Origin of the sequence: Lacunimicrobium album (assembly GCF_052161635.1) — a bacterium.
In the GTDB taxonomy this organism is placed as follows: domain Bacteria; phylum Planctomycetota; class Planctomycetia; order Planctomycetales; family Planctomycetaceae; genus SXPC01.
In genome coordinates, this window is sequence record NZ_CP197413.1 from 2,552,888 (window position 1) to 2,577,725 (window position 24,838).

A 24,838-nucleotide genomic window follows, 5' to 3' on the forward strand; every position below is an offset into this window, starting at 1 on the left:
GGCCCGTTGTACTGTTGAGGTAATGATTGGCACACCCAGAGGCTGCTGGAGAAATCTGCCACTGGGAGGGCGAGGCTCCGTCCGAGCCGCTGTCCCGCGTTGCAACCGCAAACCGATTGATGGACATTGAATTCATTTTTCCAAACAGCTTCTCAGCCTGCCTTTCGTAGGGGAGCAGCGTCTACCGCATTCAAGCCTGTGTCCGTCGACTCACTGTTTGGAGTCAAACCGGCTGAGGTCAAAGCAGCGATCTGCTGTGTCAGGGATTCAACCTGTTTAGTCATCGCCTTCAGCTGGTCTCGCATCTCCGGAAGACGCTGCACCAACATGAGGACTTTCTTCTGCTCCCGTTCAGGACCAGCAGGCAGACCGATGTAGGTCTCGCCATCAGGAATATCGTGCATCAGCCCCGATCGAGAGGCGAGGGCAGATCCATGCCCGATCTTCAAGTGATCTTTCAACCCAGCCTGGCCGCCCATACGGACGTAGTTGCCAGTGGTGATCGAACCCGCAAGGCCGACTTGGGAAGCATAGACATTATGCTGCCCGATCTGGCAGTTGTGGCCGATCATGACGAGGTTATCGAGCTTCGTCCCCTGGCCAATGACTGTTTCGCTGATCATCGCGCGATCGATCGTCGTGCATGCACCGATCTCGACATCGTCTTCCACGCGGACCTTGCCATAGTGAGGCAGTTTTTCAAACCGTCCCTGTTCAAAGCGATAACCAAACCCATCCGCACCAAGAACCGCATTGGCATGAATGATCACGCGATTGCCAAGCTGTGTCCCCGCATAAAGAACAACCTGCGGATACAAAATCACGTCGTCACCCAGCACACACCCAGGACCAATCGTCACACCGGGATAAAGGACGCAGCGATCACCAATCACCGCATGAGCATCAATGAAGACGCCCGGATAGATCATGCAACCAGCACCAAGCTTGGCCGTGTTCGAAATGATGGCACGAGGATCAATCCCCGCCATCTCAGAAATATGCTGAGGACGGAACTCTTTGAGAACCGCCAGGAAACAAGCCTGTGGCTGGTCCACCAGCATCAGGATCGGACCGCCCGTATACGAAGTCAGCTGAGCCGCGATTTTCTTCGGCACGAAAGCAGCCGTCGCCTTTGAGACAGCCAGCTGAGCGATCTTGTCCGCGTTGTCAGCATAGGTCAGTTCACCAGCCTGAACATGATCCAGCGACGACAGATTGCTGATCGACAGTTGATCCGCAGCTCCCACAGAGCCCGGGATCAAGGTCGCATTGAATTGCGTCGCGAAGTGAGAAACTGCGACTGACATGCACGGAGTCCTTTCCGGCCGATCGATGATTGGGGGGTATTCGCTTCATCAATGAAACGAAAAGCAGGCGTCAGCTCCACCGAGAACCTCAGGCCATACTCGAACGGAAATGTACGGGAAATCCGTCCCACCGGGCAATAGGAATCGCAGCTTTCGACCGATTCGACGCTTAAGCTGGAAAATTTTGCTCAAAACGTCCACAATCACACCGTCCGACAACCTTCTCACTATCAGGATTTGAACCCGTCATGTCAGTACGTGGAATTCGCGGCGCAACAACTGTTACCGAAAACACTTCCGACGAGATTCTGTCTGCCACGACAGAACTGCTGAAGGCGATTTTCGACGCCAACGGAATCGAGACATTCGACGACCTGATCTCCTGCATTTTCACCACGACCCTCGACCTCAACGCCGCTTTCCCGGCTGAGTCCGCTCGAGTCCTCGGCCTCAAGGAAGTTCCGCTCCTGTGCTGCACGGAGATCCCCGTCCCCGGTGCAATGCCCCGATGTATCCGAATTCTGCTGCACGTGAACACCGAGAAGTCTTTGTCCGAGATGAAACACATCTACCTGCGCGACGCCAAGAAACTGCGCCCGGATGTAACAGCAGCACAATAGCTCGTCGAATTCTCTCTTTGACGACGACCTTATTCGGCAACGAATTCCACAACCCCAGCTCAACTCACAGGCCGAATCATGTGCAGATGGGGAATACCGTCTTCGTTGTAGATGTCACCCATCGGACGGAACCCCAAAGAGCCGTAGAAGTCTCGCAGGTAAAGCTGAGCACCAATCTGAATCGCCAGATGAGGGTAAAGCCGAACGCACTCCCCAATCGCACGCAACATCAGCTCACGCCCCAAACCCGCCCCCCGATCACGTCGCGCAACAGTAACCCGCCCGATCGATGGCTCGTCAAACGTAACCCCCGGCGGAACAATCCGAGCACTGGCAGCCAGCGTCTGATCGTCGTTCCACGCCATAAGGTGCAGGCAGGGAAAGTCCTTCCCATCAATGTCCTGATACAGACAAGCCTGCTCAATAATAAAGATGTCCATCCGCAGCGCCAGAATCGCATACAGCTCACGCGGCGTCAAATCATCAAAGTGCTTAAGAGACCAGGTGGGCATGGGGAAATTGGGACTGACATGAGGTTGCCTGCTGCGACTGACATTACCAATAGCAGCAGAAGCATAGAATGATCACGTCTCACTTGAACGAATGGAGCGTCGAGTAGATGTTAGTCAGAAGTCATCGAGCGAACCACCATGCCGCTTGGAGGCTTGTCATAACACGATCAGATTTCATGCACTGATTCGCAGCATCTGATTGACCAGTGCGCAACAAAAAAGGCTCTCAACAGAGAGCCTTTCACAATTACACCTCACCCGATTTATTCTTCGTCTTATCCACAAGCTTGTAAGTAGCCCCAGCAGCAGTCGTCGGCGGAAGAGATTTCCCCTTAACAGACGTGACCTCGTGCCCCTTTTTGCCGCGCGGGCCGATTTGCTGATACTGACCTGAAGCAGGGACCTTGTTGCCTGGTTTTAATCCATCCGGGTTGGTCATGACGAAACTCCTTTTTGAACGAGCAGTGAAGTATGTCTCTAGTTTCCGACGGGGCATTGAGGAGAGTCAAGTTTCCACGTGATTTTCCAGCGTTTGACCAGCCTGAATCGCGGCACAGACAGATCTGATTCCACACCAGAGACTGGACTGTTTCCCCATCCATCTCATGCAACTGGCAGACAGAGAAGTCCGATCAATCAGGAGAGCAATATCCCCAAGGTACTGTCGAAAATCTCGGTAACGACGAGGCAAAGAACCTCGAAACCGACATGACAGCAAGTCCCTCTTCAAAGAAAAGATAGAAGAGAACTCCGATAGTTGCGTACCGAATTGATGGCTTATGGTGTTCGATTTGGTGTATCTTAAAAGACCACCATCGCAAGCCCCTCGGCTCACGACTGCGTACTCAAACGATCGATATCCTTAGCAAATTGGCAGCACTTCATGATTTTACGACGATCTGCGGCATGGCGAGTTGTTTGTCTGCTCCTGATGCTGGTCACACTCGACCTGCTCGCTGCCGGAGGACAGGCCGAGGAAGGACTGGTGACGTCCGGGATGAAGTTGGGATCGCCCACGATTCCCGAGAATGTGACCGGCGCGATGCGCGAGTTGAATGCCCGCATGAGCAAAGGGATCAAACCAGCCGACAACGCGGTTGTGCATCTCGTGCAGCTGTTTGGAAAAGGGGTGCTCGTCGAAAACCTCAGAGAGCCCTCTCTGGAAATGCTGGGAATCGAACAACTTGATCCGGTGTTGCCACGTCTGATTTACATGCGGGACTTCGCCAAGATGAAGCACCCGGAAAATGAAAAAAGCCAAGACAAATTCATCGAAAAACTGGCCGTCGAATTTCATGATGCCGCCGCCAAGCCATGGAAGTCCAAGGACTACCCAATTCTGGCCGAGTATTTCGATGTCAATAAAGCTCAACTCGATCGAGTAACCAGAATCGCCGATTTGCCCGCCTACTACGCGCCCCTCTTGTCCGAAGACCAGCCCCAGAGTTTGATGAGTCCTTCGTTCGCAATCGAGTACCGCCTTCCCTATCTGTCTCAATGTCTGGCGATTCGCGCAATGTCTCGACTGACCGAAGGCGACTTTGCAGACGCCACCAGAGATCTGATCGCCGGACACAAACTCGCTCTCCTCCTGGCGAATGGATCACCCATGGATGTTTCAATGGCGAAGGCACACTGGGTCGACTCCAATGCCTTTCGTAGCGAGTTGGAGATGCTCAGAAGTGGACTCCTGACAGAAGCTCAAGCCAGGGAGTACGCCGCAATTCTGCAGGCCTTGCCACCAATGCCAAAATCATCGGTCGCCGCCGATATAGGAGAGCGATCCATCGTGCGCCAGGAAATCGAACTCCTGCGTGACAATGACGATGCCATGCACGGATTCTTCGACTGGGATGCCTCACTTCATCTGGAAGACCTCTCCAAACTGCGAGCTGCAAAAATCAACTGGAATCTCGCGATCAAGAGAGCCGATGAGATTCAAGACGAGACCGTCAACGCCATGTTGCTCACAGATCGCGAAAAGCAAATGCGCGAAATTGATCGACTCAATCAGGAAGCAACCTTCTGGAAAGAATCAGCCGAGTCTGACGAGACGAAACTCAACGATGCACTGATGAAGGACCCAGACGCAGCCAGTAAATGGATCGGCGAATCAGTCGCAAGATCACTGAAAACCAATATCTGGCAACGCATTCACACCGACAACCGCGGCAGCGTCCGTCGAGACTTCATGATCGTTGCCTTGGCTCTGGTCGCCTATCAGAAAGCCAAAAACGAATTTCCCAACCAGCTGGCCGATCTAAGCCCATCAATTCTGAAAACCATCCCGCTCGATACCCATTCCAACGAGATGTTCGGCTATCAAAAACTCCCCAACGGAAAAGCCCAACTCACATCATGGGGAGCAGACCGAATCGCCAACGCCGGCCAATGGCCCAGCGACGACCTCGTCATTGAGCTGGAGTGATCGGAAAGCCGCCGAGTTGCGTTTCACACCAGCCAGAAAGCAAAACAGGGAGATGACGATTCATCTCCCTGCGTGTTACCGATAAGCGTTACGCCCCGTTCAACGATCTACGGCTTCTTCAAAGTGAAAGCCAGATCATTCTTGCCTTTGACGATTTCAATTTCGCTCGGCTCAATCACAAGGCCCGCATAGGGACTCGGCTTCGAATTGACCGACTCGCGTGAATCTTCTGGAAGTGGCGCACTGTAACTGATGCGTTTCATGCCAGGAATCACACCATCGCGATCCTCATAGGTACTGCCGATGAATGTTCCATCCGCAGATACTTTAGCGCTCGAAGGTTTGCCTTGCATCTTCTCACCAGTCCCCGGAACTGGCAGGAAATCAATAGTCCCCTCTGTGACTGGCTTACCTTCATAAGTGATCGTTCCGCGAACCGCAGCGGTATCGAAATCTCCACCACCACAACCGAGAGTGACCATGCAGCTCAAAGTCAGAACAGACCACCAGGCAAATACGCCGACAGTTGGATGTGAATTGACGTTGACTGTGTTCGATCGATGAAACATTCGTCAGACACCTTCAGAAGAAAAGAAACTAAAAAAGAAAGAGACTGGAGAAGAAACGGGAGGCGGGAAAATAAGGATCAGTTCAGGGGGAGTTAACCGTTGAAAAAAGACGGGGAGCAGACACTCCCCGCTCACTTCAGAGTCGCCCAGCTATTAGAAGTCGACCGACGCAACATTGCCGTCATTTCGACCAGCCAGATAGCTATAAATGTCTGTGCTGATGTTTTCGCTGATGAAGTGAACAGAACCATCGACAAACACAAACTGAGCACCACCTTTGTGACGGCTGCCAAAGCTCTGGTCAGATGCATCACCAACACGTCGATTGATGTAGAACTGGCTGTTGGCCATTCGAAGAGCACCACCAATTCGACGCATCGCACAACAGAAACCATTGCTTCCCGCCCAGATAGGGAAGCGTGTGTCGCCGACATTGGTTTCAGTCACGTGTTCGGAAATGCTGACTTCTCCAATGGCAATCGTGTTACTGGTCCCGTCGGTGATATCGCGGAAGCCCCACATGAAGGTTTCGGTGTTGTTGCCGTCCATCGAGAAAACGCCGTTCATCGAGCGTCCCTGATAGTTCTGGCCTGCCTGGTTGGGAGATTGTCCACCATGGACTCCGGTGTCCCAAGGGAATGCGTTTGGCATGTTAGGAGCGTTTCCGCCATAGTTTGAGCCCATACAACCAAGATAATTGCTTTTCGCAAAGCCGTTGTCTTCGTGAGAAGGGAGCGTATCACTGGGGCAGTTGAAAACCGAAAGCGTCTGCGTCGCAACCCCTTGTCCGGGAGTAGCGCTGCCAGTATTCGCATTGACGACAGCAGTCGGGTTCGTCGTGCTGGTCGTACTGTCGTAAGTATCCACGTTGGCGTGAGTACCGGACCTGAAGACGAGAAAAGCAGGAGGAACATTCGCTGCAGCCCGGGTGTTCAATCGATCGTAAAGGTTCCCTTGTTCCAGGTAGGGCAGCAGGTAAACACCCCATCCCCAGTTGTTCATGTCGTCGTCCGTAGCTCCAACGGGAAATGCACCGTGGACATCATGAAAGTTGTGCATCGCCAGGCCGAGCTGCTTGAGATTGTTTTTGCAGCTGCTGCGTCGTGCGGCTTCACGAGCCTGTTGCACGGCTGGAAGCAGAATAGACACTAACACCGCAATAATAGCGATCACAACCAGAAGCTCGATAAGAGTAAAACCATTGCGACGTTCCGACAGACTGCGAGACAGAAGCTTCATGATTGTCTTTCCAATACACAAAAGTATTCAGTGAAGAAACAGGACCGTGAAAAAGCGGAAACTGCAGAGCAGTTGAATGAGATCTTCCAGCGACCAGACCATGTCGCAAATAACGATTTTCGGAGGATACATACACCACCTGCCTTCGAAAATGTTTGAAGAAGCGTCTTCGCTTTTTATTCACACTAATTCTCAAAAACTCCCTGCCCCGAACCCAAAAACGCGCACAAAAGTGCAAAAACAAATCAACATCCTTCAGGCAGCCTTATGCGTCAGGATACCTGAAGAAATCTGCATAAACTCATCAGCACACTTGCACCTGAATCGCTCTATACAGCAGACCCCGGGAGGGCGAGGCTCCGTCCGAGCCGCCTGTCATGCGCTACTTCGCATGCTTGCAACAGAGTGAATTGCGAAACCCCAGCCGCGCACGGGACGAGGATGGCCTCGCCAATCCCCATCCCCCTGCACACCGCTCGATCTCTATAAACCTGTGCGAAGTTACAACGCCTTACTGCGGCTCAGACGATGCGTCGCGCTGCTGCGCCAGATCCTCGCTACCTATCGCTCACACCCTCTCCACCTAACGAAGAACCACTCCCCGGCGACTTATTCAAACCACGCAGATAACCAATCCCCAAAACCAGAAGCCCCAAGAACAGCAACGTCGAACCAACATAAGCAAAGTAAATCATCCCGTTAGGCTTGGTCGCAGTCGGAGAGAGGACCGAAAGAAAAAAGGCCAGTGGGAAGAACAGTACCGACAGCGGAACCGAAACCCGCACAAACTGCTTCCATCGTTCCGAAAGATTCGCCCCATCAACATACAGCAACGCAACAAGCGCAAGAGTCAGTAACATACCAGCATGCCCGTGACCAGCTCGCCACAGAGCTTGACGCAGCGGATTGGCCGTGTAAGCCGGGTCATTGATCAGCATCTCCATAATGGCAGTCCCCCCATAAACAACAGTCGGCAAGCTGACAAGTAGAATACCGGCCTGAAGACGAGTTTCGCGATGCATCGAAAGTCCTTGAATGAGAGAGGGGAAGTGGAGGTAGCGTAAGATAAGAGAGGGTGACTCGCCAGCCGGAACTTCTTTGCAATCAATTCACCGCTGTGTACCAAATGTTTGCACTCTGCTCCTGACTTTGAGTTAGCATACTCCTCGTGAACGGATTTCTCGTTGTAAGGTGTGACTCAAATCACAGTCTTACCTGCATGCCCAAGCTGATGAACAGCCCGTTCAGCCAGATCGTTCTCACGATTTTCAGACCGCAACAAACACCCGACGATGACTTTCCCCGGAGAATCACAATGCCCCCCTTGACGACACGAACTCTGATTTATTCTCTTCTGGCGATCCTCACATCGCTGACAAGCGCCTCGCGCAGTCATGCGCAAGAACCTGTGAAAGTGCTTCACAAAACCATCCAGGTCGGCGACCTCGACATCTTCTACCGCGAAGCCGGCCCTAAAGACGCCCCGGCTGTCCTGCTGCTGCACGGCTTTCCAACAAGTTCGCAGATGTTCCGCAACTTGATCCCCGTCTTGGGAAAGAACTATCGAGTCATCGCACCCGACTATCCAGGCTACGGCCATAGCTCGATGCCGTCTCACGACAAGTTCACTTACACCTTCGACAACCTCGCAAAGGTCATCGATGAGTTCACCCAGAAGGTCGGCCTGACGAAGTACGCGCTCTACGTCCAGGACTACGGTGCACCCGTCGGCTATCGTTTAGCCTCAGCACATCCAGACCGAATCACTGCCATCATCGTGCAAAACGGAAATGCCTATGACGAAGGCCTCGACAACGAATTCTGGGAACCCGTCAAAGCCTATTGGAAAGAACCCGACAACCTCGAAAAACGAAATGCACTCCGAGCTCTCCTGACCTACGAAGCCACCAAGTGGCAATACACCCACGGCGTCAAAACTCCAGAACTTATCAGCCCCGATGGCCCCGCTCACGACCAGTTCCTCCTCGATCGCCCCGGCAACGCAGAAATCCAACTCGACATGTTCCTCAGCTACGGCAGCAACCCGCCCCTCTATCCGCAGTGGCAAGAGTATTTCCGCAAGCACCAGCCGCCGATGCTCATCGTCTGGGGCAAGAACGATCCCATCTTCCCGCCCGCAGGCGCAGAGCCCTACAAGCGAGACCTCAAGACTCTGGAGTTCCATCTGATCGACGCAGGTCACTTCGCATTGGAAACCAACGGCGACGAAATCGGCAGCTTCATGACCACCTTCCTGGACAAGCATGTGTCCAACAAATAGAGCTCGCGCAGCAGGCCTATCGGTGGCGTCGGACCTCTATGCTAACAATTCACAACTGAAAGAAGCAGCATGTCCGACATCCCCTCAAACCACCAACCAGAATACGCCAGCGACATAGCCTTCACCCCCGCCGTCAAAAGCATCCAGGAGCAGAAAGGCTCGCGCAGCAGCTACGCCCGCATGGAACGCAGCGGAGGATGGGAAACCTCCGTCACCGAAGACCTCGAAGCATTCCTGGTCAACCTCGACATGTTCTACCTCGGTACCGCGAGCGCCTCCGGCCAACCCTACATCCAATACCGCGGCGGCTCCCCCGGCTTCCTCAAAGCTCTCGACGAGAAAACCCTCGGCTTCGCCGACTTCGGCGGCAACCGACAATACATCACCCTCGGCAACCTCTCCGAAAACCCCAAGGCGTTTCTCTTCCTCATGGACTACGCCCACCGCCAACGCATCAAGGTCTGGGGCACCGCACAGGTCGTCGACAATGATCCCGCACTCCTCGAAAGACTCCGCGACCCCAACTACCCCGGCAAAGTCGAACGAGCAATCCTGTTCACAGTCGAAGCCTGGGACGTCAACTGCCAACAACACATCCACCAACGCTTCTCACAAACCCAAATCACCCCCGTCCTCGAGCAACTCCAAAAACGAATCGCAGACTTAGAAGCAGAGCTCGAACGCCTAAAGTAGTATCAACGCCGGGTGCCACTGGCTGTGCCAGTATTCTTCAAAGACCGATGAATCGAATGGATGTTGAGAGCCGTTAAAAAAATAGGACCACAGCTTGTCACGACCGGGAGGGCGAACCTCCGTGTGAGCCGCCTGTCCCCCCGCCGGGTGCCACTGGCTGCGCCAGTGTTCTTCGAAGACCAATAGCAACTGAATTCAATGATCGTTATAAAGAAGACTTCTCTGCCCGCTGTGGTGTTATGCAGACAAGTTTCATAAGCATAACATTTTCTCACGTTCTGAACGGATACAGTCAGTGTCACCCGTCGAAGACAGAACAGCGAACTGGAGTGATAGCTTGAAAATCGATCCCGGCGTTCGTCACTTGAATCGACTCGCGACGTTCTATCTCATCGCCGCGTTAGTGTCGTTTTTTGGTCCCGTCACCGTCGTTTATGTCGTCGTTTCACTGTGGCCCGACAAATGGAATGAAATGCTCCGCTTCGTGGTGGCACTGCCGTACGTTGGCTGGTACGGGTGGAAACTTTTCTTGCTGGGCTTTCTCGTCTCGTGGCTGGTTTCCGGTCTTCTGATGGCCATGCACATGCGTTACAGCTGGAAAGCAACTCGACGCAACATCGCGACAATGCAGGACAATCAAGTCGATCTGGCGGAACCGCACTCGTAAATATTTTCACTACGTTCGATCCGACTCAGCATCTTCAAGCCAGACCGAAAGCTGATTATCCTCAACTACGCCTGAAGTTCCTTGACGCCAACCTCACTCCAGCCGGTAATCGCCGGCAAACATTCAAACCCCGGCTTCGCAAACAAATAACCCTGAAACAGCTTCACCCCCAGGTCTTCCAGCACGCGCATTTCGCCGTGAGTTTCAATCCCCTCAGCGATCACTTCGATTCCCAGATCGTCGCAGACCTGAAGCATGCCTCGCACAATAGGCAGCTTCGAGCGGTGGGTGTCGATGTCTCGAATCAAAGCCATATCCAGCTTGACCAGGTCGGTTTGAAACTCCGCCAGAAGATTCAACCCGGAATAGCCAGCACCAAAGTCATCAATGGCGGTCTTAAAGCCGGTTTGCTTGTAATACTCGATGATCTCGCGCAGCTTCATCTGGTCCTCGATCTTCTCACCTTCGGTACACTCGAAGATGATCTTCTCAATCGGAAACTCAAAGTGCTTCGCGGCTTCCAACGTCGTGCGGATGCACATCTCGGGGTTATAAATCGCATTGGGCATGAAGTTGATGCTCAGGAAGCAGGAAATGCCCAGCTTCGACGCCAGCTTGATCGCCTTGATGCGACAGGTCTGGTCGAACCGATAGCGATTCTTCTCCGTGATCTGCTGAATAATCGACCAGGCCGATTCGTTATTCTTACCGCGAACGAGGGCCTCGTAGGCAAACACCTCACGGGTCTCGATGTTCACGATCGGCTGAAACGCCATCGTAAAATCGAAGCCCAGGCCAGTCGCTTGTTGACAATCAGAACAGCTGACATCTCGTACGTCCTGGGGACAGATCGTGCTCACGGTGAATCCAGTGTGGGGAATGTGATAAGAAACACAATCAAGGTCCCGCGATGAAAATACGCCAAGGTGCCATTGGAAACCTATCGTCAGTATCGGACGCAGACTGTGTCATCTTGAGTTCCGACAAGATTCCCGACAGTCGTTGTAAGGCTATGACAAATGCAACGATTGTGCCTTTGTCGAACTGATTCCTTGGCGAGCAGTGAGGTCATCCGAGCACACTCCAACAACACGCCGGGTGCCAGATGCCACTGGCTATGCCAGTGCTCTTCCCCAGCGTGCTCCAGGTGCCACTGGCTGTGCCAATGCTCTTCCCCAGCTTGCTCCGGGTGCCACTGGCTGTGCCAGTGCTCTTCCTGCTTGCGAGGCAATACACGAGCAACAATCAACGTCATGCCACATCGTCAGCAAAAATCCCTGGAAAAACCATTCGCCACAAATTATGCAGGAAATCCGCACTGGTTTTACCCCTCAACACGACTCATTAAGCAAGCTCGGGTTGACGTCGGTGGGCCTTTCGTGCTGCTATGGAGTATCCGAGTTGAGGCGCCGACCAAGGGGCTAGGGCTGAGGAGGATGTTCGCACCCGAGACGATTTCCGAGAGATCTCCCATGACCACCATTGAGACACACACGAGACCATCACACCGACCGCGACAGACCGATGAATTCGCAGGCGAATGGCCAGACCGCATCTCCCCCGCACGCCTGCGCGAGCTCTCCAAAATCAGCCCCTGGCGAACAGGGCAGGGGATCGCCATCGAATGGCTCGGCATCGCCGCTGCCATCTGGCTCTCATTGAACTTTTGGCATCCTGCACTCTACGTCGTCGTCGTCGCCTACATCGGAGCCAGACAACACGCACTCGCCATCCTCAATCACGAAGCAACTCACTACCGCCTCACGCGCAACCGCTTCTGGAACGACGCCATCTCGAATTTGCTTTTGGCCTGGCCTGTGCTCATCAGCGTCGAGTGGTTCCGCAAATTCCACTGGCCACACCACAGCCACCTCGGCACCGAACGCGACGGCAACCGCCCCGTCTACCGCACTCACACCCCCGATGGCGACCTCACCCCTTTCTGGACCTTCCCCAAAACCCCCGCGAAGCTCGCCGCCGTCATTCTGTTCGACCTCAGCGGAGCCATGGGACTCATCTACTTGGCCATGCTCCCCGTACGAATGTGGACCTCACGCGCCCCCCTCGCCGTCGCCTGCCAAATCGCCTTCTACACCGCCATCGCCGCCGCAGCCTTCAGCCTCGGCATCGAAAAAGAAGTCTTCCTCTACTGGATCGTCCCGCTGTGTACCTGGTACGTGACGATCAACCACCTGCGCATCATCGCCGAACACAGCGGCCTCCCCGAAAGCAACGACGCCTACGCCTCCACCCGCACCACCATGCCCAACCTTCTCGAACGCATCTTCATCCTCCCCAAACACGTCAACTACCACCTCGAACACCACATCTACCCCAGCGTCCCCTACTACCACCTCCCCCAACTCCACACCGAACTCATGTCCCAACCCGGCTACGCCCACCGAGCCCACATCACCCCCTCCCTAACCAGCCTGCTAAAAGAACTAACCCGCCCCGCGGCATGAGTGCCGAAATGCTTTCGTAGGGGTAGGGTCCCGGTGAGCCCCCAAACCGCACCAAATCGACGATGGACGTTTACTTGCATGATGAATAGTCGAACGGTAGTCGCTGAAACAATCAGGCCGCCGGGTGCCACTGGCTATGCCAGTGCTCTTCGAGCAGCCAACCGGTGCACTGCTTGCCACATCGACAAAAATGCTCCCCAATGTTTCCACCCCGGTACCACTAACGATGCTCATGCCGAACCGGGATGCATGATTCAAAATAGCCTATTTCTTTAGGCGTACGAGGGTCAATCCTCTCCGGAGTACCCCCATCCCGCCCAAACATTGTCACAGCATGTTTACCGCCGATGCATCATTTTGTGATCATGTCCAGCATGATCATGTTGATGCCCTCCATCAGACACCGTTGGCGAAGTCGTCGGCCCGACCTTCACATCTGATGTCAACTGGATCGCTGGCGTTCCAGCCGAATTGGTCTTCGTCGGGGGAATGATCTGAATTCGGTGCGGATAGATTTCCGCAAATCCATTAACGTCTTCTGAGCAGGCGACAATCTCAAACGGACCGGATGCCGGTGCTTCAACTGTCGCAGACCATTCTGCAAAACTGCCACGAGTCGAACGTGCCGGGCGTCCATTCACTTTCACAAATTTAAGATCGCTCGTATCTGCCGTCGAACCTTCGATGCGAAGGATGTTCCCGTCACGAACAACCGAGGTCACGATCGTCGTCGGCGGCTTGTCATCTTTGAAACTGGAGACGCCACGAAAGACCCCCTTCTCCTTGGCATCCGATTCCGAAGCAACCAGTCCCATACTCAATGGATTGTGAATATCATTCACTCTCATTTCATTGGTCTTCATGCGTCGATAGCCAGACCCATCCATGATCGATCGCCACAACGCAACATCGGCTTTGTAAACATTCAGCCCGTCAACAAAGACTCCCGTTGTTCCCAGGTGAATGGCCCAGTTGGCTTCCCAGCATTTGAAGTCACGTATCCAGAATGGATACCCCGGAGCAGGAATCCCCTCCGCTGCTTCCTTGGCAAGCGTCACATTCTGATCGTAGATATCCAGCCCACCGCCTTCAGGACGTGTGACTCCGCGCAAATTGAGGCAGAAAAAACGCATCGTATGAGCTTCGTTGCCTTCAAATCGAATGAAAGGCATCGTACGAGTGTCAGTCAGTTTGGTCGTTCCATCACCCTGTCGAATCGGAAGTACAGGGTCAAAAGTCTCTGTCTTCTTGCAGTCGAAACGATAGCCATACTCGGCACACTCCGCGGCGACGTTTCTCGTAAAGACATTCTGGCAATTTGCAAACCAGAACCCCGCGCCACGATTCGGATCAAAGGGAATGACCTGTTGCGGTAGTGGAACACCAGCAGCGACCGTCACCGCAAGATTGTGATCGATCACGTTATTGATCTCACTCCCATCTTCCAGGAAAAAGCCGTGGCCAATGCTCTTGTAACCAACACAGTCACGCACCACGAGCGCATCCGTCCCGTGAATCGTCAAGAATCGATTGTGACTATCCCAGATCGAAGCACCGATGACAGAACTGCCACGCATCGTGTCTCCGCAGAGGTGATAGTGAATGCTATAGCGACCAAGAACTCCTTCCTTACCAAGATGACGAAACTCCGCATAACTGATCGCCCCTGAAGAATTGACGTGAATCATCGTATGACCCCGAACGCCGTCCGGCTGTGCAGACTCAATAACAACATTGCGACTCAGGTTCGCGACCTCCGCACAGAATTCGCCATCAGCATAGTGCTCGAACGTGAGAGGACGATCCAGGGTCAGCGAATATCCGCCAGTAAAATCTTTGTTGCCAATCTTGGTAATCCTGCGAGTCTCCGTTTGAGAGCGATCCAGGAATCCGCCACTTTGTCCTCGCCGTTTCTCTCTCTGCTCGGTAGTACTGGTGACAATGACCTGATCGCCGATGCTCCAGTCGTCCACGGATTCCATCAGCGTCACCGAAGTCGCACCGACATCACTTGTTTTCTTCATCTTGACCCACGTACTCCGCATCGGCGTTCCATGGATCTCCATCCGTCCACCACAGTTAATCAGGGCAGGGCACGACTCCTTGTTCATGCCTTCGACATAATGCAGACGAATTGTCGCAGTATGCTCAGCGGCTATGGGATTCCCGGGTTCGCCAATCAGCAATGTCGGGCGTGCCTTATCCGGAGCGGGTACAGGCGGCGTGAAGTGACAATCAAAGCCCTCCTCAGTTGGCTCGACTCCATCGACAAGACTGATCAGCCCCGCATTCAGTTGAGTCGAACGATCCCTCGCAAATTCCAGCGTCCCGACAATCTGCACCAGCCGAATGACATCTCTCGATTCGATGTCATAAGTCACCCGCGTCTGCGGCGAAATAATGACACGATCACCTGTCGAAGGGACTCGTCCGAGATCCCAAGTCTCTTTGGACGACCAGGGACCTGACTGCTTCGAACGAACAGTCTCTGGCTCATTCGCGAACGTATCAGTCGCTGACAGGCAGCTCAGCATCAGGAAAAGCGACAGCACATGCACGATATTGGTCACGTTGGGTGATCCTTTGAAGAAAACCGAAAGGGCGATTCGGGCTGCTTGAAAATAGAACTACGAGCGTTTTGTGTTGATCTCAATCGGAGAAAGTGAGTTCTCACCATTCTTGATGCGGACTGAAGTCACAGGCGAAGTCTTCCTGGCAAATTTCCCATTGAAGCGATCCGGACCTTCAATGATCTCATCAGGAGTCTTTCTCACACTCGGCCAGAACATCGTCACGCCATACTCGCCCGGTTGTGTGAACTGCCAGAAGAATGCCCCATCATCGGCTGTACGAATCGAAGTCGGTTCGACCAGTTCTTTCTGATCCTTCGGGACAGTCGTGGGATGAAAGACCAGATACACGCCGCCAGCCGGTTTGCCATTGATGAGCAGCGTCCCCTTGACATCACAGACATCAGGCGCGTGGCTACACCCATTGATGGCAAGAACAGCAGTCATCAGCATCGACACACAAGCAAAAACTCGAAGGACAGTTGTTCTTATCATTCTGAAATAACCTCTCCACCATCGCGCGTCGCAAGTCCCATCAGGGTTCCGCCGTACATATTTTGTGCAAGAAACCGGACACTCCCGTCACCCATCGCGACATTGGCTCCCGCCGGGTGAAATCCAAAGATCCCCTGCGAGTTGTTGCAATTGATTGTACAGCCATTTCCTGCAGGTGTTGAGGTCGTCGTTGGATAAGTGGCAGGCGAGTAGTTCGCATAGGTCTGTAACTGAAATGCACACCAGCCCAGCCAGGTCCCCCACGCCCCCGGCTGATCCAGCGTTCGATCCGAATCCGGCATCGGCATCCCGACTCCACGAACATAGTGGACGTCATAACCAGCATGCTCCATGAGCATTAATGTGTTCGATAACCCATCAGTCACGTTCCGCATCCGGGGAGGCGAACCTGCTTTCATCATCGGAGATGGAGACGCAGCAGGAACCTGGTAGAGAGCATATGCAGAGGAACTGATCGCATGGTTGACCCAGTAGTCGTTACCACGCCCCGTCATGATGTTCGGATCGCTTGGATCAGTCGTCGAACCGGTCGCCGTAATGAACGATCCATAGCTCGACCCGGTGCTACTGGAACTTCGCATCTTGATCAGCACATCGACCGGGTTCGAAGGACATCGAATGATCGTCACCGGAGCATTCGCCACCACTTGGTTCACCGGATCTGCAAACCCTCCCGCTGCTTTTTCATTGAATAGATCTGCCAGATTAGCCTGTTCGATATAAGGCAGGAGCGCCACCATCTGTCCATACTTCGGCGACGACGACAGACGCGCATGCGGAAAGCAGTTATTGACATCGTGATAGTTATGCAGCGCAAGCGCCAGCTGCTTGAGATTGTTCTGACACGACGACCTCCGAGCCGCTTCTCTGGCCTGCTGCACAGCCGGCAATAGGATTGCCACTAGAGTAGCAATGATGGCAATGACCACAAGAAGTTCAATGAGCGTAAATCCGCGTCGACTGCAACATGTCATAGAGCTGAGAACCCTGATAAAAAACTGCGCAATCACCAGCAGTGATCACGCGACCAATTCAAACGAGCGGATGCTTACAAAGCAAAGCCCATACCCGAAGAGGATTTCCATCATTTCCCCACGAGTTCAGCGACGATTCCTGCAGGATCTCCGCCATCCCGAACACAAACCGGCGAACATTTCGTCAGCCGCGACGACATTCTCGCCAGATCACTCCTCGAATAACCATTGCCAATCCCTTAGCCCGCTCTCCCCCCCGACTTAATAAACTGACTGTCTGCTTTCTCCCCACCATTTTCCCCTTGAACCCCCATTTCCCAAACAGCAAACTAAACCCCACAAGAACAAAGCCCCCAGAAGAAAGGCCCGTGCACACCCTCTTCTCCGGCGCCTCCCTTCCGGCCAATTACCAATTCCTAATTACCAATTACGATCTCCCCCCTGGAGTCCCCATGCCCGTGACTCTCCATATTCAAGCCCAACCTGCGCATCAAACCGCAAGGCGACGCTGGACCCCGTAAGCATTCAGGATGAAAAGCAACGGAAGGCATGGAATCAACAGCCGAACCGAGCCCGAGCAGCAAGAACGCCAGTCGGAGGCTCCAGTAGGCATCACCTTTAACCAACTAACCTGCAAGCAGTCCAAATCAAGAAGATGACTCCGGGGGATTTTTCACTCGAACACAAACTTGAAAGCCATCCTTCAAAAGAAATTTCACCACAGAGAGTCACAGGGTTACACAGAGTCTCACAGAGAAGAAGGGCTGGTCTTCCCTGTGTGCCTCTGCGTAACTCTGTGTCCTCTGTGGTGAAGACTTCCGTTCGACACAACTAACTCGCGGTAAACGTAAACTCGTTCCCGTGACTATCAACCGTGATCGTCGCACCGTCCTCGAACTCGCTTCCCAGTAACGCATTCGCCAGATTGTTCTGCAGGCGTTGCTGGATGACGCGCTTGAGAGGTCGTGCTCCGTATTTCGGATCGTAGCCCTCAGCAGCCAGTAAAGTCCTGGCTTCTTCGGTGACTTCCAGGGTGTAACCATGCTCCAGCATTTGTTTCTGGAGACGGGCAATCTGAAGGTCGACGATCTGACGGATCTCCTTGCGACCCAACGGGTGGAAGACGATGACCTCATCAATCCGGTTAATAAACTCCGGCAGGAAGTGATGACGCAGCGCGTCCATCGCCCGGTTCTGGATCTCCGACTCTTCATCGGTCCCATAGAGCTGCATGATCGCCTGCGACCCAAGGTTACTGGTCATCACGACGATAGTATTCGTAAAGTCGACCGTCCGACCTTTCCCATCCGTCAGACGACCATCATCCAGGAGTTGCAGCAGGACGTTAAAGACATCCCGATGTGCCTTCTCCACTTCGTCCAGAAGGAGGACGCAGTAGGGCTGACGACGAACCGCTTCCGTCAAGCGGCCACCTTCTTCATACCCGACATAACCCGGAGGAGCCCCGATCAGTCTCGCGACCGAGTGCTGTTCCATGAACTCGGACATGTCGATCCGAATCATCGCCCGCTCATCATCAAACAGGAACCCCGCAAGCGCCTTGCACAGCTCGGTCTTCCCCACCCCCGTAGGGCCAAGGAAAATGAACGAGCCGATCGGACGGTTGCGATCCTGCATCCCAGATCGAGAGCGCCGCACGGCATTGGAAACCGCCGTCACTGCCTCTTCCTGATTGATCATGCGACGGTGAATCGCATCTTCCATCGTGAGAAGTTTTTCCCGCTCGGTCTGCAGCATCCGCGCGACCGGGATGTTGGTCCATTGCGAAACAACTTTCGCGATGTCCTCAGGTGTCACTTCCTCACGCAGCAGACGCTCTTCGCTTGTCGACTCCAGCTCCTTGAGCTTCGACTGAATCTCGTTGAGCTTCTGTTCGGACGACTTCAGCTCTTTCTCAATCTCGAAGACTTTCATGTAGTCCTCGTTCGCATTCGTCTGCTGAGCGCGACCAAAGGCCCGCTCGCGTTCGCTGCGAAGTTGATCGATCTTTTCCTGAAGGGGCTTGAACCCGGACAGCGCATCCTTCTCGTTCTGCCAACGCGTCTTGAGGCGGTTCACCTCTTCCTCACGGTCCGCGATTTTCTTCTTGAGATCCGCATGACGTTCCTTGGAATCGGGCGAAGACTCCGTCGAAAGCGCAGCCGCCTCGATCTGCATACGGGTCAGCTCGCGCGTCGCTTCATCGACCTCAGCGGGCATGGAATCAATCTCCATCCGCAATCGAGACGCAGCTTCGTCCACAAGGTCAATCGCCTTATCCGGCAGGAAGCGGTCATTGATGTAACGATCCGAGAGAGTCGCCGCGGAGATGAGCGCATCGTCGGTGATCCTGATCCCGTGGTGCGACTCATAGCGTTGCTTGAGTCCACGCAGAATCGAGATCGTATCTTCAACATTCGGCTCTCCCACCATGACAGGCTGGAACCGTCTTTCGAGGGCAGGGTCCTTCTCAATGTACTTGCGGTACTCATCAATCGTGGTCGCACCAACGCAGTGAACTTCTCCACGAGCAAGAGCAGGCTTGAGCAGATTGGAAGCATCCATCGACCCTTCCGACGCCCCCGCACCCACAACGGTGTGAAGCTCATCAATGAAGAGAATGATCCGCCCTTGAGAAGCTTCAACTTCCTTGAGCACCGCCTTGAGTCGATCCTCAAACTCCCCACGATATTTGGCACCCGCAATGAGCGCCCCCATATCGAGCGCGATCACGCGCTTGTCCTTGAGGTTCTGCGGCACATCCCCCATCACAATCCGATGCGCGATCCCTTCCACGATAGCCGTCTTCCCAACCCCCGGCTCGCCGATGAGCACGGGGTTGTTCTTACGACGTCTGGAGAGAACCTGAATGACGCGACGAATCTCCGTATCGCGACCGATGACCGGGTCGATCTTGCCAGCGCGGGCCAGCTCGACAAGGTCTTTGCCATAGCGCTCAAGAGACTGGTATTTGTCTTCAGGATGTTGGTCGGTCACTTGTTGGGATCCTCGGACAGTTTTGAGAGACTGCTGAACGTCTGCCGTATTGACGCCGTTCATCTGGAGAAGGCGCTTGGCCTGGTCATCAACTTCAGTGAGAGCAAGCAGCAGGTGTTCAGTCGAAACGAACTGATCCTGCATCTGCTTGGCGAGGTCCTGAGCCTTCTCGAAGACCTTGACGATCACCGGACTGGCACCCGTCTGAACGTTCGAGCCCGAGACCTTGGGCAGCCGACTGACCTCGCTATCAACCATGGTGGACAGCTGGGTCAGATTGGCCCCAATGCGTTGAATAATAGGCTTAACGATCCCCTGATCTTCATTCAGAAGAGACGAAAGAAGATGCAGCGGCAGCAGCTGCTGGTGCCCCTGCGACTCAGCCAGAGACTGAGCGCGCTGGGTGGCTTCCTGGGCTTTGACAGTGAATTTATCGAATTGAATGGGCATAGATAGGCTCCGTTTCTTCCGCGTCTAGGGCGGGGGCTTGTATCGCCGAGGCGATTCTGTCAGACCGACACAGTCGCCATATTGGCAGTCTGTACGGGTAAAGCAGATAAATGCAAGTTGCGGACCAAATTTGTTGTGACAGGGAAAGGTTTTAGTAAGAGGGTTCATCCTTAAAATGTGAGCCAGAGATTCGCGTATTCGATAGTGGTGATGGTCGCAGGGCGCACAAGGGACAGGGGGTTGACACCCCCCGCTCGCCTGGAGCGGTACATGACGCAAAGTTTGCCTAAGTGGTTTGTTGCAAGTCGAGACTGTGAGTTTTGGCGGGGTGGTGGGCGTTGGAGTGGACGTACGGGGGTCGGAATGTCGAGCAAGATGAGGATGATGACAAGGACTTTCGCAGGGACGGCGATGCCTTTTTGATGCTCAATGGATGCCGGCCTGCTAATCTCCTGGGTTCTATCACATGATCGTGATTGTTGGTTTTATCGTCGTCATTGGCTGCGTTCTGGGTGGGTTCACCTGGGCGGGGGGCCATGTCGCGGCGTTGATTCACCCTTCCGAGGTGTTGACCATCGGGGGGGCAGCCCTCGGGGCGATGATCATCATGTCACCCAAGCAGGTGATTCTGGACGTCATCCATGGGATCCTGGGGACATTCAAAGGGTCGCCCTTTACGAAGAAGCATTACCAGGAGTTATTAAAGCTCTGCTTTGACATCTTCCGGGAAGCACGACGCGATGGAATTCTCTCGCTGGAAAAACACATTCTCGATCCGCACCACAGCGCGATCTTCAGCAAATATCCGCTCATCATGAACAACCACCACGTCTCGCAGTTCATCTGCGAAGGACTCTCTTCGCTGGTGGAAGGAATCAATCACGAGCAGCTTGCCAAGCGGTTCGAGACCGAGATCCATATCCGCGAAGAAGAACACCATGCAGCTGTCGGCGTGTTGTCGAAGGTGTCGGACGGTCTGCCAGGGTTCGGGATCGTCGCGGCGGTGCTGGGGATCGTTATTACGATGGCCCACATCGATGGGCCGGTCGAAGAGATCGGTCACAAAGTGGGTGCAGCTCTCGTCGGTACGTTCCTGGGAATTCTGGCGTCGTATGGGTTCATCGCGCCGCTGGCGTCGCGGATGGAATTCATCGGGGCCGAGGAGTCCGGATTTTATCGCACGATCGCGAATGTTCTGACGAGCTATGCGGAAACGAACCAGCCGAAGGAGTCGCTCGAGTCTGCACGACGGGGGATCAGTACGGTGTTCCGTCCGAGCATTGCAGAGCTGGATGCGATTCTGAAGGATACGGAGAAGGCGGCTTGATCTCTGGTTGAGAGAGAGAGTGCCTGAAGTTTGTTAGAGAATCGTTCGCGAACACTTGCCTTGCGCTCACCCTCATCCGCCCTTCGGGCACCTTCTCCCCTCAAGGGAGAAGGGACGATGTTGGGGGCTTTTGCAACTTCGCAGAGTTCCCTCATCCGACCTCGAAGACTCGGCCACCTTCTCCCCAGGGGAGAAGGAACTCAAACATTTAATTCAAGGGATGGAATAAGACATGGCGGGTAAAGGTGGTGGTGCATGGAAGGTGGCGTATGCGGACTTCGTGACGGCGATGATGGCGTTCTTCATGGTGATGTGGCTGACGGCTCAAGATAAGTCGGTCAAGGAAGCAGTCGCGCAGTATTTTGAAGACCCGACGGGGAATAATCGCGGCGTGCGTTCGACATCACTGAAGGGGCCGCATGACTCGATTACGATCGGGTTGCACGAAGGTGGACTCGGACGCGGTAAGGGACTAGCGATGGGAGAGCTGCGAAGTAATGCGCCGCTGAACCCGCGCGGGGTTGCTGCGGTGACGCCGCCGAAGATGATCATTAACCGGGACCGGTTTGATTCAAGGAGCCTGGGGACGGTCATGACGTTTCCGGAGGCGTCTGCGGATCTGGATGAAGGGTCGAAGAAACGTCTCAAGCTGATGATTCCGCTGCTGGCGGGCAAGTTCAATCAGGTCGAGATTCGAGGGTATTTTCCACGACGTCCATTGAAACCGGATGCAGCGTTCAAAGATGGTGGTGAGTTAAGTTACGCGCGGTGCCTGGCGACGAGAAACTATCTCATCGAATGCGGGTTGGAATCATCTCGACTGTTGATGTCGCAGGATGGCCGACAGGAGCCGGTGCTGGATGAAGTGATTGAGGATGTCGAACAGAAGTTTTACTCAGTCGAGGTGTTCGCGACGGATGTGATTGTGAACTGATGTCTCTATGAGATAAACTTGAGAGGTCAATTTCCTTTCAAGTTTTCATGGAGCATTGTGATGTCGATTGCGTCTACTTTTCTGGCTGAGTTCGAACAAGAAGCCAAGGTCACCCGGAAGTTTCTCGAACGGATCCCGGAAGACAAGTTGACCTGGAAGGCACACGAGAAGTCGATGTCAGTCGGGGAACTCGCGCTGCACATGGCGATGTTCCCAGGGCCGGTCACGAAGATGTCTCTGATGGATGAGTTCCCTGCGCCGAGCTTTGGCACGCCACGCCCGCAGCCGGAGAGCGTGGCGCAGATTCTCAAGACGTTTGATGAGAACGTCGTGATGGTCAAAGACTTGCTGCCGACGATCACGGATGCGCAAATGAGCGAGATGTGGTGCATGAAGGCGGGTGATCAGGTCATCATGCAAATGCCGCGGTCGGGGGTGATTCGGAATGTGCTCTTGAACCACACGTATCACCATCGGGGTCAGCTGGGAGTGTATCTGCGACTGCTAGGTGCGAAGGTGCCAGCGGCGTACGGGCCGAGTGGGGATGAGGGGCCGGGGGGTAAGTGAGGACGCTGGCATGACCAGAGGCGGCCGAGAGGTCGCATCATCATTGTTATGCGAGAATTGCGAAAGCTTCATTTTGCATAGAGGATAGTCATGGGGCTCACTTGATGACTGAGTAAGTGCGCATTCATTTCATCGCGAGGATGTTGTCATATTTCTGGAACCTTGAAATTCGCTGATTGACTGCTTCCACTCGGGCATCCAGTGAGCCACTAAGGAGGGTGTAAGGGATTTTTCGGGTTGCGAGTTCCGCCCTGGTCCGTCGGTGAAACAAGCTTCTGTTGACTTCGCCGGAGCGGTCCCAGGTGTCTTCGTAGGGGATGTCGATGTCGCAGAGGAAGACGAGGTCGTAGCGAGAGGTGATCTGGTTCGCGAGGTGAGCGAGTTGCCGTTCGGCCTGGTTATGGTAGTCGAGTGAGAAGAGATAAGTCGTCAAGGCGTTGGTGTCGGTGAACAGAAAGCGGTTTGCCTGAAGCAATGCATTGTCCTCACGGATGAGATGCTCCTGAGCGATTTGTGTGAGTTGAGGCAGAGTCATGCGACGGTTTACCTGATGCTGCTCCCAGAACTCGCGGCCGTATTCTGGCATCCAAGTGGTGTTCCATTCATCGGCCATTCGCTGTGCAATGGTTGTCTTTCCGCTGCTGGGAGCACCGAGAAAAGCGACATTGATGATAAGGTCACGATAGACCAGAGGATCGATATACGGTCGGCACGCGTATGTGTTCTCACGGATTTGAGTTCCGCTGATGGGGACGTTGATGCGATCGGAATCGATCTGACGGTTCTCGGCGTGCAGTGCCATGCTGACGTGATTGCCGTAGAATTCGCTGGAGTAAAAGTGCGTGATGCGACGGCCATTTAGTTTCTTCAAGATGTACTCATCGTGTTGACGCGTGATGAGTGGGTCACTGCTGACTTGTGTAGGGCCGTCCCAGGCTTCGATGACTTCGACCTTGGGGTAGAGTTGGCGAATCCAATTGGCACGCACGGGCAGTGGAATGTTTGTGGCTTCTGGGGCATCGTAGATCAGAACGATGACGTGATCCATTTCCTGAATCGCAGTTTCAATAACAAACTGATGCCCTTTGTGGAGGGGAGCATATTTGCCGAGTGTGAGGCCTGTTTTCGTCATGGGAGGATCTGAGGAGAACTGACTAATGTCTGGCTGACTGTTCGTCGCCACTGGAGATAGCCGAGGATCGCAAGTACGAGAAAGAGAGCATACAGGCCAGAGGTCACGAAAAGCGATCTGGAGTAGAAAACACCAATCGCGACGATATCAACGATAATCCAGATCAGCCAGGATTCGAGAACCTTTCGAGCCAGCAGCCATTGAGCGGCGAGGCTGGCGACTGCGATGAAGGCATCTGGTAAGGGAGCTGAGGCATCGGTGAACTCAGCCATGGCTGATCCCCAGAGCAGAGTAATTATTGCGATGAGGATTGGCCAGATGAATCGACCTTTCAAATCCATCCTGGTGATCGGGAGTTCGTGTCGCTGTCCGGCTCCATAGAGCCAATGATACCAGCCGTAGAATTGTAGGAAGACGTAGAAGATGTGGAGGAGAAGATCGGAGTAGAGGCGGGCGTGATAGAAGACGGCGATGTAAAGAACGACCTGAACCAGGCCGACGGGCCAGCAAAGAACGTTCTGACGGATCGTCAGCCAAACGCAAAGAAATCCAAAGGCTGCCGCGATCCATTCGATTGACGACATAACTCC

The 24,838-nt window shown here is 54.0% G+C and carries 22 protein-coding genes; 9 read left to right on the forward strand and 13 right to left on the reverse strand.

Annotation, left to right across the window (positions count from 1 at the left end; genetic code table 11):
* Positions 1 to 152: 152 nt before the first annotated feature.
* Entirely contained in the window at positions 153 to 1,307 is a 1,155-nt protein-coding gene (gene lpxD / locus SH248x_RS10090) for a UDP-3-O-(3-hydroxymyristoyl)glucosamine N-acyltransferase (protein WP_459558413.1), read from the reverse strand.
* A 248-nt stretch (positions 1,308 to 1,555) separates the two neighbouring features.
* Here lpxD and aroH point away from each other — a divergent pair, with 248 nt between their 5' ends.
* Positions 1,556 to 1,927 (forward strand): chorismate mutase, encoded by a 372-nt coding sequence (gene aroH / locus SH248x_RS10095; protein WP_459558414.1) that lies wholly within the window; start codon positions 1,556 to 1,558, stop codon positions 1,925 to 1,927.
* 59 nt (positions 1,928 to 1,986) lie between these two features.
* Here aroH and SH248x_RS10100 read toward each other — a convergent pair whose 3' ends face one another.
* Positions 1,987 to 2,439 (reverse strand): GNAT family N-acetyltransferase, encoded by a 453-nt coding sequence (locus SH248x_RS10100; RefSeq protein ID WP_459558415.1) that lies wholly within the window; start codon positions 2,437 to 2,439, stop codon positions 1,987 to 1,989.
* A 247-nt stretch (positions 2,440 to 2,686) separates the two neighbouring features.
* Entirely contained in the window at positions 2,687 to 2,878 is a 192-nt protein-coding gene (locus tag SH248x_RS10105) for a hypothetical protein (RefSeq protein ID WP_459558416.1), read from the reverse strand.
* A gap of 444 nt (positions 2,879 to 3,322) precedes the next feature.
* On the opposite strand from SH248x_RS10105, the gene SH248x_RS10110 reads away from it, so the two are divergent.
* Positions 3,323 to 4,867 (forward strand): hypothetical protein, encoded by a 1,545-nt coding sequence (locus SH248x_RS10110; RefSeq protein WP_459558417.1) that lies wholly within the window; start codon positions 3,323 to 3,325, stop codon positions 4,865 to 4,867.
* 107 nt (positions 4,868 to 4,974) lie between these two features.
* On the opposite strand, the gene SH248x_RS10115 is transcribed toward SH248x_RS10110, so the two are convergent.
* The 3 genes from SH248x_RS10115 to SH248x_RS10125 form a co-directional block, all read right to left on the reverse strand.
* On the reverse strand, positions 4,975 to 5,436 hold the full coding sequence (locus SH248x_RS10115) for a hypothetical protein (protein ID WP_459558418.1): 462 nt from the start codon (positions 5,434 to 5,436) through the stop codon (positions 4,975 to 4,977).
* A 153-nt stretch (positions 5,437 to 5,589) separates the two neighbouring features.
* Positions 5,590 to 6,675: a DUF1559 family PulG-like putative transporter gene (locus SH248x_RS10120; RefSeq protein WP_459558419.1), complete on the reverse strand. Its 1,086-nt coding sequence runs from the start codon at positions 6,673 to 6,675 to the stop codon at positions 5,590 to 5,592.
* A gap of 557 nt (positions 6,676 to 7,232) precedes the next feature.
* Positions 7,233 to 7,697 carry a hypothetical protein gene (locus SH248x_RS10125; RefSeq protein WP_459558420.1) on the reverse strand — a complete coding sequence of 155 codons (465 nt, stop codon included), beginning with the start codon at positions 7,695 to 7,697 and terminating at the stop codon, positions 7,233 to 7,235.
* A gap of 293 nt (positions 7,698 to 7,990) precedes the next feature.
* On the opposite strand from SH248x_RS10125, the gene SH248x_RS10130 reads away from it, so the two are divergent.
* The 3 genes from SH248x_RS10130 (at position 7,991) to SH248x_RS10140 (ending at position 10,316) form a co-directional block, all read left to right on the forward strand.
* Positions 7,991 to 8,956 carry an alpha/beta fold hydrolase gene (locus tag SH248x_RS10130; RefSeq protein WP_459558421.1) on the forward strand — a complete coding sequence of 322 codons (966 nt, stop codon included), beginning with the start codon at positions 7,991 to 7,993 and terminating at the stop codon, positions 8,954 to 8,956.
* Positions 8,957 to 9,025: 69 nt separating this feature from the next.
* Entirely contained in the window at positions 9,026 to 9,649 is a 624-nt protein-coding gene (locus SH248x_RS10135; protein WP_459558422.1) for a pyridoxamine 5'-phosphate oxidase family protein, read from the forward strand.
* 337 nt (positions 9,650 to 9,986) lie between these two features.
* On the forward strand, positions 9,987 to 10,316 hold the full coding sequence (locus SH248x_RS10140) for a hypothetical protein (protein ID WP_459558423.1): 330 nt from the start codon (positions 9,987 to 9,989) through the stop codon (positions 10,314 to 10,316).
* A gap of 65 nt (positions 10,317 to 10,381) precedes the next feature.
* On the opposite strand, the gene SH248x_RS10145 is transcribed toward SH248x_RS10140, so the two are convergent.
* Positions 10,382 to 11,176, reverse strand: a complete 795-nt coding sequence (locus tag SH248x_RS10145) for an EAL domain-containing protein (RefSeq protein ID WP_459558424.1) — start codon at positions 11,174 to 11,176, stop codon at positions 10,382 to 10,384.
* Between the two features lie 612 nt (positions 11,177 to 11,788).
* On the opposite strand from SH248x_RS10145, the gene SH248x_RS10150 reads away from it, so the two are divergent.
* The gene (locus tag SH248x_RS10150; protein ID WP_459558425.1) at positions 11,789 to 12,781 is read left to right on the forward strand and encodes a fatty acid desaturase family protein; all 993 of its coding nucleotides are present in this window, start codon (positions 11,789 to 11,791) and stop codon (positions 12,779 to 12,781) included.
* Positions 12,782 to 13,119: 338 nt separating this feature from the next.
* Here the strand turns inward: SH248x_RS10150 and SH248x_RS10155 are convergent, their stop codons facing one another.
* From SH248x_RS10155 to clpB, 4 genes are all read right to left on the reverse strand, one after another.
* Positions 13,120 to 15,351: a G8 domain-containing protein gene (locus SH248x_RS10155; protein ID WP_459558426.1), complete on the reverse strand. Its 2,232-nt coding sequence runs from the start codon at positions 15,349 to 15,351 to the stop codon at positions 13,120 to 13,122.
* A 57-nt stretch (positions 15,352 to 15,408) separates the two neighbouring features.
* Positions 15,409 to 15,798 (reverse strand): hypothetical protein, encoded by a 390-nt coding sequence (locus SH248x_RS10160; protein ID WP_459558427.1) that lies wholly within the window; start codon positions 15,796 to 15,798, stop codon positions 15,409 to 15,411.
* A 44-nt stretch (positions 15,799 to 15,842) separates the two neighbouring features.
* Positions 15,843 to 16,841 (reverse strand): DUF1559 family PulG-like putative transporter, encoded by a 999-nt coding sequence (locus SH248x_RS10165; protein ID WP_459558428.1) that lies wholly within the window; start codon positions 16,839 to 16,841, stop codon positions 15,843 to 15,845.
* 831 nt (positions 16,842 to 17,672) lie between these two features.
* The gene (gene clpB / locus SH248x_RS10170; protein WP_459558429.1) at positions 17,673 to 20,288 is read right to left on the reverse strand and encodes an ATP-dependent Clp protease ATP-binding subunit; all 2,616 of its coding nucleotides are present in this window, start codon (positions 20,286 to 20,288) and stop codon (positions 17,673 to 17,675) included.
* A 466-nt stretch (positions 20,289 to 20,754) separates the two neighbouring features.
* On the opposite strand from clpB, the gene motA reads away from it, so the two are divergent.
* The 3 genes from motA (at position 20,755) to SH248x_RS10185 (ending at position 23,116) form a co-directional block, all read left to right on the forward strand.
* Complete coding sequence (gene motA, locus SH248x_RS10175) at positions 20,755 to 21,615, forward strand: MotA/TolQ/ExbB proton channel family protein (RefSeq protein WP_459558430.1); 861 nt, start codon at positions 20,755 to 20,757, stop codon at positions 21,613 to 21,615.
* 232 nt (positions 21,616 to 21,847) lie between these two features.
* Positions 21,848 to 22,549 (forward strand): OmpA/MotB family protein, encoded by a 702-nt coding sequence (locus SH248x_RS10180; protein ID WP_459558431.1) that lies wholly within the window; start codon positions 21,848 to 21,850, stop codon positions 22,547 to 22,549.
* A 60-nt stretch (positions 22,550 to 22,609) separates the two neighbouring features.
* Positions 22,610 to 23,116, forward strand: a complete 507-nt coding sequence (locus tag SH248x_RS10185; RefSeq protein WP_459558432.1) for a DinB family protein — start codon at positions 22,610 to 22,612, stop codon at positions 23,114 to 23,116.
* Between the two features lie 124 nt (positions 23,117 to 23,240).
* On the opposite strand, the gene SH248x_RS10190 is transcribed toward SH248x_RS10185, so the two are convergent.
* Positions 23,241 to 24,248, reverse strand: a complete 1,008-nt coding sequence (locus tag SH248x_RS10190) for an AAA family ATPase (protein ID WP_459558433.1) — start codon at positions 24,246 to 24,248, stop codon at positions 23,241 to 23,243.
* Entirely contained in the window at positions 24,245 to 24,832 is a 588-nt protein-coding gene (pnuC, locus tag SH248x_RS10195; protein WP_459558434.1) for a nicotinamide mononucleotide transporter family protein, read from the reverse strand. The genes SH248x_RS10190 and pnuC overlap by 4 nt, the downstream gene beginning before the upstream one ends.
* Between the last annotated feature and the right edge of the window lie 6 nt (positions 24,833 to 24,838).